The organism is Sphingobacterium endophyticum (assembly GCF_009733535.1).
Lineage (GTDB): Bacteria > Bacteroidota > Bacteroidia > Sphingobacteriales > Sphingobacteriaceae > Sphingobacterium > Sphingobacterium endophyticum.
This window is the reverse complement of sequence record NZ_SMMI01000004.1, coordinates 431,069-444,384: the sequence shown is the minus strand read 5'-3', so window position 1 is coordinate 444,384 and position 13,316 is coordinate 431,069. Positions and strand designations below refer to the sequence as shown.

The 13,316-nt window shown below is 37.6% G+C and carries 14 protein-coding genes; 11 read left to right on the top strand and 3 right to left on the bottom strand.

Annotated elements, in window-relative coordinates; all coding sequences use genetic code 11:
• Nucleotides 1-9 precede the first annotated feature (9 nt).
• The 4 genes from ftsA to E0Y80_RS07635 all read left to right on the top strand — a co-directional run bounded on the left by ftsA (nt 10) and on the right by E0Y80_RS07635 (nt 4,865).
• A complete protein-coding gene (ftsA, locus tag E0Y80_RS07650; protein ID WP_156307066.1) occupies nt 10-1,395 on the top strand; it encodes a cell division protein FtsA in 1,386 nt (461 codons plus the stop codon).
• Between the two features lie 141 nt (nt 1,396-1,536).
• Nucleotides 1,537-3,249, top strand: a complete 1,713-nt coding sequence (gene ftsZ, locus E0Y80_RS07645) for a cell division protein FtsZ (RefSeq protein WP_156307065.1) — start codon at nt 1,537-1,539, stop codon at nt 3,247-3,249.
• A gap of 206 nt (nt 3,250-3,455) precedes the next feature.
• Complete coding sequence (locus tag E0Y80_RS07640; RefSeq protein ID WP_156307064.1) at nt 3,456-3,641, top strand: histone H1; 186 nt, start codon at nt 3,456-3,458, stop codon at nt 3,639-3,641.
• 81 nt (nt 3,642-3,722) lie between these two features.
• Nucleotides 3,723-4,865, top strand: coding sequence for a sugar phosphate isomerase/epimerase family protein (locus E0Y80_RS07635; protein WP_156307063.1), 1,143 nt, complete (start codon nt 3,723-3,725; stop codon nt 4,863-4,865).
• A gap of 36 nt (nt 4,866-4,901) precedes the next feature.
• On the opposite strand, the gene E0Y80_RS07630 is transcribed toward E0Y80_RS07635, so the two are convergent.
• Nucleotides 4,902-5,546 (bottom strand): response regulator transcription factor, encoded by a 645-nt coding sequence (locus tag E0Y80_RS07630; protein WP_156307062.1) that lies wholly within the window; start codon nt 5,544-5,546, stop codon nt 4,902-4,904.
• A 312-nt stretch (nt 5,547-5,858) separates the two neighbouring features.
• Between E0Y80_RS07630 and mscL the strand changes: the two genes are divergently transcribed.
• The 5 genes from mscL (at nt 5,859) to tsaB (ending at nt 8,004) form a co-directional block, all read left to right on the top strand.
• Complete coding sequence (mscL, locus tag E0Y80_RS07625; RefSeq protein ID WP_156307061.1) at nt 5,859-6,266, top strand: large-conductance mechanosensitive channel protein MscL; 408 nt, start codon at nt 5,859-5,861, stop codon at nt 6,264-6,266.
• Nucleotides 6,267-6,435: 169 nt separating this feature from the next.
• Entirely contained in the window at nt 6,436-6,594 is a 159-nt protein-coding gene (gene rpmH, locus E0Y80_RS07620) for a 50S ribosomal protein L34 (RefSeq protein WP_099371782.1), read from the top strand.
• Between the two features lie 60 nt (nt 6,595-6,654).
• Nucleotides 6,655-7,068 (top strand): ribonuclease P protein component, encoded by a 414-nt coding sequence (locus E0Y80_RS07615; protein ID WP_156307060.1) that lies wholly within the window; start codon nt 6,655-6,657, stop codon nt 7,066-7,068.
• Nucleotides 7,031-7,285, top strand: coding sequence for a membrane protein insertion efficiency factor YidD (gene yidD / locus E0Y80_RS07610; protein WP_156307059.1), 255 nt, complete (start codon nt 7,031-7,033; stop codon nt 7,283-7,285). The genes E0Y80_RS07615 and yidD overlap by 38 nt, the downstream gene beginning before the upstream one ends.
• A 5-nt stretch (nt 7,286-7,290) precedes the next feature.
• Nucleotides 7,291-8,004 (top strand): tRNA (adenosine(37)-N6)-threonylcarbamoyltransferase complex dimerization subunit type 1 TsaB, encoded by a 714-nt coding sequence (gene tsaB / locus E0Y80_RS07605; RefSeq protein ID WP_156307058.1) that lies wholly within the window; start codon nt 7,291-7,293, stop codon nt 8,002-8,004.
• Here the strand turns inward: tsaB and E0Y80_RS07600 are convergent.
• Both E0Y80_RS07600 and E0Y80_RS07595 read right to left on the bottom strand, forming a co-directional pair.
• Entirely contained in the window at nt 7,999-8,904 is a 906-nt protein-coding gene (locus E0Y80_RS07600; protein WP_156307057.1) for a CorA family divalent cation transporter, read from the bottom strand. The genes tsaB and E0Y80_RS07600 overlap by 6 nt on opposite strands.
• A 120-nt stretch (nt 8,905-9,024) precedes the next feature.
• Nucleotides 9,025-9,636, bottom strand: coding sequence for an OmpH/Skp family outer membrane protein (locus E0Y80_RS07595; RefSeq protein WP_156307056.1), 612 nt, complete (start codon nt 9,634-9,636; stop codon nt 9,025-9,027).
• 201 nt (nt 9,637-9,837) lie between these two features.
• Here E0Y80_RS07595 and gyrB point away from each other — a divergent pair, with 201 nt between their 5' ends.
• Together gyrB and E0Y80_RS07585 are read left to right on the top strand one after the other, a co-directional pair.
• Entirely contained in the window at nt 9,838-11,796 is a 1,959-nt protein-coding gene (gyrB, locus tag E0Y80_RS07590) for a DNA topoisomerase (ATP-hydrolyzing) subunit B (protein WP_156307055.1), read from the top strand.
• Nucleotides 11,797-11,910: 114 nt separating this feature from the next.
• Nucleotides 11,911-13,074 carry an FG-GAP repeat domain-containing protein gene (locus E0Y80_RS07585; RefSeq protein ID WP_156307054.1) on the top strand — a complete coding sequence of 388 codons (1,164 nt, stop codon included), beginning with the start codon at nt 11,911-11,913 and terminating at the stop codon, nt 13,072-13,074.
• Nucleotides 13,075-13,316: the final 242 nt, after the last annotated feature.

The window sequence follows — 13,316 nt, the reverse complement described above, 5'->3', positions numbered from 1 at the left end:
ACACAGCATATGAAACCTAGAATTGTAGAAAATGAAAAAGAGAATCCAATCATTGTAGGGTTGGACATCGGTACGACGAAGATCTGCGTTACGGTAGGTCGTCGTAGTGGTTCGAACAAGGTTGAGTTATTAGGTGTAGGGAAAGCGGAATCTGCGGGAGTAAACCGTGGGGTTGTTGCGAACATCCAGAAAACGGTTACGAGCATCCGCGAAGCTGTTGCTGTGGCTGAAGGGCAATCCAATGTTGACATCAAAGTTGTCAATGTGGGTATTGCAGGACAGCACATCAAGAGTATCCAACACCGTGGTATTTTAACAAAGAATGACGATGACGAAATCGGACGTTTGGACATCGAACGTTTAATTTCTGACATGTACAAATTAGTACTTCCTCCAGGAGAGGAGATCATTCATGTTTTACCGCAAGAATTTACGATTGACAACGAACCTGGAATTAAGGAGCCGATTGGTATGGCAGGAAGAAGGGTGGAAGCGAATTTCCACATCATCTCTGGCCGCGTAACGGACATTAAAAACATCAAGAGATGTGTAGACAACTCTGATCTTGAAGTTTCTGAATTGATTCTTGAACCTCTTGCATCATCCGAGGCTGTGTTGGATGAAGAGGAGAAGACTGCAGGTGTTGTTTTAGTGGATATCGGTGGAGGAACAACTGACGTTGCAATTTTCCATGAAGGCATTATTCGCCACACGGCAGTAATTCCTTTGGGAGGAAATATCGTGACAGAAGATATCCGTCAAGGATGTGCAGTATTGCGTAACCAAGCTGAACAATTAAAAGTAAGATATGGTTCTGCATTAGCAGATGAAAATAAAGAGAATGAAGTGATCTGTGTACCTGGAATCAGGGGCAGAGAGGCGAAAGAAATTTCGGTAAAGAACTTGGCTTATATCATTCAGGCTAGAATGGAAGAAATCATTGAGCATGTTTACTATGAGATCAAGGCTTCAGGATATGAGAACAAGCTAATCGCCGGTATCGTAATTACAGGTGGTGGTGCACAATTGAAACATTTAGTACAATTGGTTGAATACATCACAGGGATCGATTGCCGTATTGGATATCCAAATGAATATTTAGCTAAGACTGATATGTTGAACAAGCAGGCATTTGATGAGTTGAAGAGCCCATTATATGCAACAGGTATTGGTTTATTGATTAAAGGAATTCAATCGATCGAAGAAGAGGAAAAGAGAAACGAAGAAAAATTCATCAAAAAGATTGCTCCAACAACAAAAGAAAACAAGAAAGAAGGCGTTAAAGAGATAGCGGATGGGCAGCACAAAAAAGAGGGCTGGTTAGCTAGATTTTTAGGGGACTGGATTAAAGATGGGGCGGATATAGACGACGATACTTTCATTGGGAAGAAATAATTATCAACATCAGTATGTTTTTTCCACAATTTAACAAATGTGGAAAACTCTTGTTAAGATTTTGGTAATATTACATTAGGATTGTCGACTTACGTTGTGTTAACGTAATAGATTGATGAAGAATTAAATAGGATAAAATATATGTCGATACAATTTGAAATGTTAAAGGAGAACTCATCAATTATTAAGGTAATTGGTGTAGGTGGAGGCGGCGGCAACGCGGTCAACCACATGTACAAGCAAGGAATTAGTGGTGTTGATTTCATCGTTTGCAATACTGATGCGCAAGCGTTGGAGTTGAGTCCGATTCCAAACAAAGTACAATTAGGAGCGAGTCTTACTGAAGGAATGGGTGCGGGAGCAGACCCTGATGTAGGTGAAAATTCAGCTATCGAAAGTATTGAGGATATCAAACGTATGTTGGGTACCAATACGAAGATGCTTTTCATTACTGCAGGTATGGGTGGTGGTACCGGTACTGGCGCTAGTCCAGTGCTTGCGAAAGCAGCAAAGGAATTAGGTATCCTTACAGTAGCGATCGTAACTACTCCATTTACATTTGAAGGAAAAAGACGTCGTATGCAAGCTGAAGATGGACTTTCAGAATTGCGTAAATATGTAGATTCTTATTTAGTGATTTCAAATGATCGTTTACGTGAGATCTTTGGAAATTTGACAATGACAGCAGCATTTGCGAAAGCGGATGATATCTTAACCACTGCGGCAAAAGGTATTGCAGAGATCATCACTATCCCTGGATATGTGAACGTCGATTTCAAGGATGTACGTACAGTAATGAACGATTCTGGTGTTGCTATCATGGGTAATGCTGTGGCAACAGGTGAACAACGTGCATTAGATGCTGTAACTGGCGCGTTGGCTTCTCCACTATTAAAAGATAATGAAATCGAAGGTGCACGTTATATTCTATTAAACATTACTTCTGGAACACGTGAAGTAACAATGGACGAGGTTGCCATCGTAACAGATTATATCCAAGAGAAAGCTGGTCTATCAGCAGACTTAATTTGGGGTAACTGTATCGATGAGAATTTCGAGGACGAACTTTCGGTAACAATTATAGCAACTGGCTTCCAGACTTCAGAAGAGCGTGTAAAAGAGAAAGAGATGGAGAAAATCGCTATTCCCTTGACACCAGAAGTTCCAACTTCTGCTTTCGTAAAACCAGTAGCAACCAATCAATTTGTTGACCGTGCAAATGTTGAGTCTAGTTCTTTTGTAAAGCCTAGCGTACCAACGGATACACCAACAAATCAAGTTCCTCAAACGGATTTGTTTTCTAGCAAAGCTACTTTAGCTTCAAAGCAAGTGAATGCAAATTCAATTGAGCAAAACGAGCCTCAAATGATTCGTCACACGTTAGAATTTGAAGATAATTCTGATGTTGAAGAAGTTGAGGAAGATCCAAACCCACATGGTTTTGAATTAAAGACTTCAGCATCTATGTTTGAGTTTAAACTTCCTACCGTTTTTGATGCCTACAATGCAACAGAAGAAAATGAGGAAGAAATAATTCCAGAACAAGTGAATGAAGTTCAGCCTAAGGCTGAGATCGAGTTAGAAGAAGCTAAAAAAGAAGAAACTAATTTCGAAGATCAATTATTGAAAACTAAGGAGCGTATCCTTCGTTTGAAAGAGTTGAGCATGAAGTTAAAATCTTCCAATGGTCTTCAAGAATTGGAGAATGAGCCTGCTTACAAAAGAAAGCAGAAGACATTAGATGATGTTCCTCATTCGTCAGAATCACAGGTTTCACGTTTTACATTGTCATTTGATGATGGGGAGACTGAGATTAGACCGAACAATTCATTTCTACACGATAACGTAGATTAATCTTATCCTATTTAATAAATTAAGGGTGGCTTGAAAAAGTCACCTTTTTTATTTTGTATTTATTGAATTATAAGATAAGTAAGTGGAAATAAGGATGGTATAAATACTGTGAAAGGGAAAAGAATTGTTTATTAGATTTTGATTCTTGAAAAAAGATGTTAATTTTAAGTGAGTTACTAAAAAAATTATAAATAAATCTAAAAGTTATGGCAAGTATTGATAAATTCAAAGAGTTAAAGTCTTTAATTGACGGATTAGAAGGAGATGCTGACAAATTTTTCACAAAAGGCAATAGTGCTGCAGGTACACGTGTAAGAAAAGGTCTACAAGATATTAAAACTTTAGCGCAAGATTTACGCCTAGGAATTCAGGGTCTAAAGAATCAAAAATAATTTTCATCAGACACTGTTACAATCTAAGCCCATTTATGGGCTTTTTTTATGGTTATATTTGAATAAATAAATGAATAATAAATGAAACAACTTCAAAACCCCATTTGGTTAATGAGCTCAGCCTACAACGAGCTAAATCAGTCTGAATTATTGGATGCCGCCTCGAAATTGGGAGCACAGGGAATCGATTTGTGTGTATTTCGAAAGGATGGTGCAAGAGCAGATCATACAGCGACACATTTGGACTATGAATCTTTTTCAGTTGAAGATGCCAAGCGTACATTGGAGGCGTTTAATGCAAAGGGTTTAAGGCTGTCATTGGGGGCTTTTGAGAACATGATTGGGGGTAATGAGGATGAACGTATTAAAAACCAAAATCATCTCTTAAAACTCATTAGAATAGCTTATTTAATGGGTGGTGATGAGAACAACATTTTAGTAGGGACCTTCGTTGGCTATAACCATGAATTGGGAAATGAAATTGATGGATTTCAGAAAAATCTAGATGAGTATAAAAGAGTTTTTGAACCGATCGTTGCTTATGCGGAAAGCCTAGGTGTTACCATTGTTTATGAAAATTGCCCTATGGAGGGATGGCGCTCTTCACGATATACCAGTACATTCAATAACCTGCCCGGTGTTTTAGCTGCAAGGAAGTTGATGTATGCCATGATTCCTAGTAAAGCCCATGGGGAAATCTATGATCCTTCACATGATATTTGGCAGAATACAGATCCGGTAGAGGTTATTGAAGAAATGGATATATCACGCTTAAAGCGTATTCATGTCAAGACAACGAGAATGTTGAGTAGTAAAGCACGCGTAGAGTGGGGAGGGATGTATCCTATGCAGCAGGTCAATGAGCAATTAGCCGTCAAGGCGGGAGTAAGTATTCCCCAAAATGATTGGGATAGACATCATTATATGGCGATGCTACCAGGTTTTGGAGGTACTGATGATATGGATTGGAATAGCTTTGTGGAGGTGCTTCATGACCGTGGATTTTCGGGGCCATTTGAAATTGAGAATGAAGCTAAAAATTCAAAGGATACGCATGTGCTAGCAGCGATAAATCAAGGAGCGCAAGCATGTATCAATTTTCTTTCGCCTTTACTATGGAATTTAGGATCGCAAGGATATCAATTTACTGAACAGAAAGAATTAAAAATTGTCTCAAGGGAAGATATTCCAGTGATGACGATGGATGAGCTAACCAAATCTTAGAATTGGTTAGTAAAAAAATAAGGAATAACCTCGAGGTTATTCCTTATCTGCGTTCATTTTGAACAGGGATATTAAATCTGGGATGTTGTGTACACCCAGCTTTTCGAAAATTCTACTTTTATAAGTGCTGACTGTAGAAGAGCTCAAATTAAGTCTGTTAGAGACTTCAATAATTCCTAAGCCTTCAATCAAGTGTCTGGCAACATCCATTTCTCTATTTGAAAGTTTATATAATGGATTAAGGCTATCGACTTTTGACTTGCTAGTTGTAAGTTTCTGCACATATAAATCCTTAATCGCTTCCGACATATAACGTCCTCTTTCAAAGATGCTATTGATGGCGTTGGTGAATTCGGTCATGCTTGTCGTTTTATTGACATAACCGGCAGCTCCAGCTTCAATATATCTTAAAGCATATAACGTCTCGTCATAGGATGAGAATACAAGGATTTTAAGGTCAGGCTGAATATCCAACAACTCTTTAATAACTTTGATGTTATTACCTCCAGGCATATTAATGTCCAATAGGAGTAGGTCGAATGTTGATGCTTTTAATTGTGCAAATACCTCATCATAAGTTTGAGCATGAATGATTTCAACAGTCTTCAGAGTTTCTTTGATTGCTGTTGATACCCCCAGTCGTACAATGATATGGTCGTCGGCTATTAGTATTTTTTTCATAAAGATTATTACACAAATTACCTAGATTCACCCATTTTACATTATTCAACCAATGGATTTGAAGGTTGAAAAATTGTTTTTAGTAGTTAATTTGTTTCCTCAAATATAATAATTTTAAACGTATTCATTTAGTTTTAAAATTATTTTACGGTTTTTACGTTGTATATAGTTTAAAAATACTCAATTATTTCGAAATTAATTTTAGTTTCTGAAAGTAAACTACTTTTTTTGTATTGATATACATCTAACGAGACTAATTTCAGGAAAAACTATTTAATTAAATTATATTCACTTTTTAGACTATTAAAACTTATGGGATTTTTCAAAGAATTTAAAGAGTTCGCCATGCGCGGCAGCGTTATTGACTTAGCAGTCGGTGTGGTAATTGGAGGAGCTTTTGGTAAGATTGTCACATCATTAGTTGACGATATTATTATGCCACCGATTGGTTTTATCACTGGCGGAGTTGACTTTTCCAAAATGAAGTATGTGATTAAAGAAGGTAATGAGGCTGCAGGAGTATCTGAAGTCGCGGTAACCTATGGTAACTTTATTAATGTATTGATTCAGTTTTTAATCATTGCATTCTGTATTTTCTTGGTGATAAAGGGACTTAATTCATTGAAAAGAGAGGAGCCTAAGGCACCGGAAGCGGCACCAGCACCTACGAAAGAAGAAACTTTACTTACAGAGATTCGTGATATTTTAAAAAATAAATAATCGTTGAATCGTTGTTAAAAGCAAATTATGGAGGATATTAACCGAAATAATTTGCTTTTTTTTATTTATTAGTTTTTGGGTGTTGCGTAATTGTGAAATAAACTTTATTTTTGCATTCCTCTTTTGAGGGATAATTTGATAAAAAGTATTTAAAAAAGCATAAAGCGTCATGAAGAGAACATTTCAACCTTCGCAAAGAAAAAGAAGAAACAAACACGGATTCAGAGAGCGTATGAGCTCTGCTAATGGTAGAAGAGTACTTGCTTCTCGTAGAGCAAAAGGAAGAAAACGCCTTTCAGTATCTGACGAAAGCCGTCACAAAGGATAATTTTACTCTTGCCGGTGATGTAGGGACCGCGCTGTTTTAGCCGGCTGTATGGTCATCGCAATGAAAAAATATACATTTAAAAAAGAAGAACGATTATGTAGTAAAAGGTCAATTGACGATCTTTTCCATAATGGTTCTTCTTTTGTTGTATATCCTTTACGCGTAGTGTTCCTTAGCAGACCTACGGATCCCGAACAAAACTTTCCGGCACAAGTCATCACTTCGGTTCCTAAAAAACGTTTCAAAAAAGCCGTTGACAGGAATTACCTGAAGCGATTGATGCGCGAATCCTATAGACTTGAAAAGGATAAGCTCTATTCATTTTTACAGGATCATTCCTTAAATTTGTTGTTGGCCATACAATATGTGAGCAATGACAAATTGCCATTGGAAGCCTTAAAGGGGAAAATGGAACAACTGATAGGAAGAATAGAAAATGAAATTACTAAATCTGATCTGGGAAAAGGGAATTAAGCTACCGTTGAAGTGGCTTTTTTTAGTGATTATCCGTTTCTATCAAATTTTTATTTCGCCTTTGTTAGGTGCAAATTGCCGATATTCTCCTACCTGTTCCCAATATGGTAAGGAAGCGATTCTTAAATACGGCCCCTTTAAAGGAGGTTGGTTAACTATAAAACGAATTGTCCGCTGCAACCCTTGGGGTGGACATGGTCATGATCCAGTACCTTAATCATTATGTCTGATAAATATATCCTTTCGATAGAAACTGCAACAAACCTTTGTTCCGTATCGCTAGCAAAAAATGGAAACAATGTGTTGTCTATCGTTGGTGAAGAGCCAAATCTACATGCTACAAAACTTACTGTGTTTATTCAAAACCTGATGGAGAAAGCTGGTTTAAGATTAGATCAGTTATCAGCCATAGCAGTTAGTATGGGGCCGGGTTCTTATACAGGACTTCGAATTGGCGTTTCTACAGCAAAAGGACTTTGTTATGGATTGGATATTCCGTTGATAGCCAATAATACGCTAGAGGCCCTTGTTGCGGGGTATTTGAGGGAATATGAGTCAGCTATTGAGTCGAAATCTCTTTTAGTGCCTATGATCGACGCTAGAAGGAGAGAAGTTTATACTGCGGTATTCGATTCTAAGGGTATGCTATTGAAAGAAACGGAAGCTTTGATTATTGATGAAAATAGCTTTGATGAATTTTTGAATGCAGGTCATCAGGTTATTCTCTTCGGTTCAGGAGCTGATAAATTCGAGGATACTTTTAAAAATCATCAAAATATACAGGTTGTTACATCATTTGATTCTATTGCAACCTATCAAAATCGAGTATCCTATGATAAATTTTTAGGACAGCAATTTGAAGACGTCGCTTACTTTGAGCCCTTCTATTTAAAGGATTTTGTAGCGACAACTCCTAAAAAATCCCCATTGTTATAGCCATCTTTTCCTTTTGAACCAGATATAGATCAGAACAGAAACTAGGACCATTACAATCCAAACGGCAGGGTATCCACTCCTCCATTCAATTTCTGGCATATATTTAAAATTCATTCCATAAACCCCAACAATAAAGGTTAATGGCATAAAGAAAACCGAAATTATGGTTAGAATACGCATAATTTCATTGGTATGGTTTGATTCTATATTGAAGTATACAGAAAGTAATTGAGCTGTGTTTTCACCGATATTCCTAAAAAGCGTATTTGTTCTTGAGTAAATATCCCGAAGGTCTTGTGTATAGATATTCTGATATTCAGGCATATGGAAGTAATCCACAATATCCTTGTACAAGGTAAGAATGATACGAATCAAATCGATTTGTCTTTTGAGGTAGTACAGCTTCATTAAGAAAGGTTTTCTTTTGCGATGAAGGAATACAATTTCCTCGTAGTCATCCAGCTTGGAAGCCAAGTCGTTAATGACTAAGTTTTCAAAAGTCTTTAGCGATTGGGAAACTAAACTATTTACTAAGCTTTTACTCGACTTTAACTTCTTATTTGATTTGTCCAGATCGATGAGTTCATCCAATAATTTTATTTCATTACGGTGGACAGTAATAATGAAATCTTCGTCATAAAATACAGAGATTCGTAAGGTGATATCAGCAAGAGTATCGGAGCTCTCAGGGAAATTTTCAACGATAGATCTTAAAATAAGGAAGTGATAGTTTTCAAATTCTTCGATTTTTGGAAGGTGTCCAATTTCAAGACAGTCCTTTATAGAAGCATCATTGAGGTTGTATTTGGTTTTTAATTCTGTAAAATCCTCCAATGTAGGATTGAGAATTTCGTACCAATCATAGCCATTTTCTTCTTTTCGGAGAATGTGTCTTACCATACCTGTTGTTTAAAGTTGAAATTTAGTGAGATTAATGCAGAAATCAAATAATAAAGATTAGGGTCAAAAAAAACAGGTTCCAATATTTTGGAACCTGTTTTTTTTATGTTTTAGAATGCCTTATTTTTTTGGAGTAGCGTTTTTGTCTTTGTATTCTTTGTTCAAAGCTTCCAGTACTTGAGTAGTTATGTCCATTTTAGGATCAGCATAAAGTACAGCTGGATTAGTTTTGGAATAAGTTAACACCAATTTGTAACCTTTATCTTCAGAATGTTTCTTCAAATGATCAGTAATGGTTGTATAGACTTTAGTGAATTCCGTTTGTTCTTCTTGAGCAATTGAAGTGGAAGCATTTTGGTCCATACGTCCTAAATCATTTTGGTGTCTTACCAAACGTTCTTCCGTTGCCTGACGTTCCGAAGCGCTCATTGTAGCAGCTTTTTGTTGATATTCAGCTAATTCGCGTTGATATGCTTGGCCTTTAGCTTGAAGGTCAGACTGAGCTTTCTTTACTTTCGCTTCTAATTTAGCACGAACATCTTTGAAATATTGATATTTTTCAGAAAGAGTATCTGAGTTTACATATGCGATTTTGTCGGTTGGGTCAGCAGCTACAGTGGTTGTTGTAGCAGGAGCAGTACTTTTTTCAGTTGGGGTTCCAGCCTGTTGATTACATGATACAATTGCTGCAGTAGCAACAAGACCTAAGGTAATTTTTAATAGTTTATTCATTCTTTATACTGTATTTCGATTTTGATAATGACAAACCTAAGATAAAAAAATCAAATATTATAGAAAGACGGATATTTCCTAGATAAATTGAATAGCTAAATTATGTTAATTTTGCCCGTTCACATTGCCTTTTTTATTTGATTATTAGGACAAAATTTCGTATTTTTGAGAGTTAATCAACAGTAATTTTAAAGGATTTTCATGAGCGAAGAAAATAAAAATGCATCTACGTATTCAGCGGATAATATCCAGGTATTAGAAGGATTAGAAGCAGTACGTAAGCGCCCTTCTATGTATATCGGTGATACAGGCGTAAAAGGTCTACATCACCTGGTTTATGAAGTAGTCGATAACTCAATCGATGAAGCTGTTGCCGGATATTGTAACGACATTGTCGTAACCATTCTAAAAAATAACGGTGTATCTGTTCGCGACAATGGTCGTGGTATTCCGACAGGAATTAATAAAAAAGAAAAGAAATCAGCATTAGAGCTTGTAATGACGGTATTGCACGCCGGTGGTAAATTCGATAAGGATACCTATAAGGTTTCTGGAGGATTACACGGTGTTGGGGTTTCCTGTGTGAATGCCTTGTCTACATTGCTACGTGCTGAGGTTCACAGAGAGGGAAAAATCTTTGTCCAAGAATACGAACAAGGAAAACCTAGAGCTGATGTGGAAGAAATCGGGGTAAGTGATGTTACAGGTACTATTGTTACCTTCCAACCGGATCCAGAGATCTTTACTACTACTACAGTATATAACTACGACACCTTAGCAAACCGTTTGAGAGAACTTTCATTTTTGAATAAAGGGATTACCCTGACATTGATTGATGAGAGAGAGATCTTGGATAACGGAGAGTTTAAGAAGAATGTATATCTTTCTGAAGGCGGTCTTCAAGAGTTTGTGAAATTCTTGGACGGTAACAGAACTGCATTGATTCCTGAGCCTATTTATGTTGAAGGTATTAAGCAGGGAGTTCCAGTAGAATTGGCACTTCAGTATAATGATACTTATTCTGAGAATGTACATTCTTACGTGAATAACATCAATACAGTTGAGGGCGGTTCTCATGTTGCGGGTTTCCGTAGAGGATTGACTCGTACATTGAAGAAATATGCTGATGATTCAGGATTATTGAAGAACCTGAAGGTTGAGATTACAGGGGATGACTTCCGTGAGGGGTTAACGGCTGTAATTTCAGTTAAGGTTGCTGAACCACAGTTTGAAGGACAGACCAAAACTAAATTGGGTAACTCTGAGGTTATGGGAGCTGTAGATGTAGCCGTAGGTGAAATCTTAAGTTCTTACTTAGAGGAAAATCCTAAGGAGGCAAAACAGATTGTTCAGAAGGTTGTGATAGCTGCTCAAGCTCGTGCTGCTGCACGTAAGGCAAGAGAGCTTGTTCAACGTAAAACAGTGATGGGAGGTTCTGGTTTACCAGGAAAGCTTGCTGACTGTTCTGACAGGGATCCGAATCGTTGTGAGATCTTCTTCGTCGAAGGGGACTCTGCGGGTGGTACTGCAAAACAGGGACGTGACCGTGCTACACAGGCCATCATGCCTTTGAGAGGTAAAATATTGAACGTTGAAAAGGCAATGGAACATAAGATCTACGAAAATGAGGAGATCAAGAATATGTTCACTGCTTTAGGCGTAAGTATTGGTACTGCTGAGGATTCAAAAGCATTAAATATCGAAAAACTTAGATATCATAAGATCATCATTATGACGGATGCCGATGTCGACGGATCGCACATTGCGACATTATTGTTGACATTCTATTTCCGCTATATGAAAGAATTAATTGAGCGAGGATACGTTTATATTGCGACTCCACCATTGTACTTGGTTAAAAAAGGTAAAGATTCTGAATACGCATGGACCGAAGATCAACGTTTGGCAGCTATTCAACGTTTGAAAGGTGCTGGAAAAGAAGATAGCGTACATGTTCAGCGATACAAAGGTCTTGGAGAGATGAACGCGGAACAATTATGGGAAACAACTATGGATCCTGAAAGACGCACTCTTCGTCAAGTAACAATTGAAAATGCGGCAGAGTGTGATCGTATCTTTTCAATGTTAATGGGTGATGAGGTTGCTCCACGTCGCGAGTTTATCGAACAGAATGCTCGTTATGCAAAAATTGATATATAGTTTATTTTTGTAAATTATATCCAATGATATTTAAAAGCTGCCTTCGGGCGGCTTTTTTTATGGAGGCATGACACTGCATGACAGTTGAATAAAAGTTCATTGTTAACTTGAGTTATGCGATTATTAACCACTATAAGCCTATCCCTTGGTATTATTGCATCAGCATTCGGCCAAGAGAAAGAGCATGATGCCCCGAAAAAAGGGCCAATACACTTCACAAAACATAAGGTTTCTTCGGAAACCTATGAGTCTGTTGGCGTGGCTGACATTAATGCTGACGGGCATCCTGATTTAATTTCTGGAGCATTCTGGTATGAGGGACCTACGTTTATTCAACGACATTTCATTACCGAGGTTAAACGTGTTCAAGAGTATTGGGATGATTTTTCAACCATACCCATTGACGTAAATGGGGATGGAAAAATGGACATCATAACAGGAGGCTGGTTTGAAGCGACGCTTTTCTGGCTTGAAAATCCTGGGAATAATGGTCCCTGGAAAAAGCATGTCATCGATGAAACTGGAAATATTGAAACAACTAGGGCATATGATCTAGATGGGGATGGACATGTAGAAATCATTCCTAATAATCCGAATCAACCTCTGAAGTACTATAAATTGATTAGAAATGCTCAGGGTCAGGGAACGGGTGAGTTTAAGAAGGTTGATGTTGCCGATAAACAGGGGCATGGTCTAGGATTTGGAGATGTAAATGAGGATAAGCGCATCGATATCATACTAAATAATGGTTGGTTGGAAGCTCCGAAAGACCCGAATGGAAAATGGTTTCATCATACAGATTTTGATTTTGGTGATGCAAGTGTTCCAATTTTAGTGGTAGATGTCAATAAAGATGGTCTAAATGATTTGATTGTGGGTCAAGGTCATGGCTATGGACTGGATTGGTATGAACAGAAGAAAGATTCAAAAGGAAAGAGATCCTGGGTAAAACATAATATAGATCCGTATAATTCACAATACCATACAATGGAATGGGTTGATATTGATGGAGATGGGGTAGAGGAACTTGTGACTGGGAAGCGCTTTAGGGCGCATAATGGCAATGATCCTGGAGCGAATGATCCTGTTGGGGTTTATTACTTCAAATGGAATGGTGAATCATTTACAAAAAATATAATTAGTTATGGTTCATTGGGAGAAGGAAAAGGTGCGGGGATCTATTTTTCTATTGAGGACCTGAGGAAATCGGGGAGGAAGGATGTTATTGTTGCGGGGAAAGATGGATTATATATTTTCTATAATGATGGGGGGAGATAGACTAAAGACATAAGACTAAAGACAAAAGACATAAGATGTTGGGGTGCTAGGCAGGGGTGTTAGATAGGGATAGGAAAGGGTGTTAGGTAGGGGTGCAGGATGGTTGTTAGGATTGGGGTTAGAATAGGATTTAACAGAATGGAAAGTTGGAGTGAGTGGTGTTTGAAATGGATATTAGATTAGTTGAAATATAATGTTAGAGCTGCTTTAGGGCAGCTTTTTTATTGAAGGGTGTTTGATTG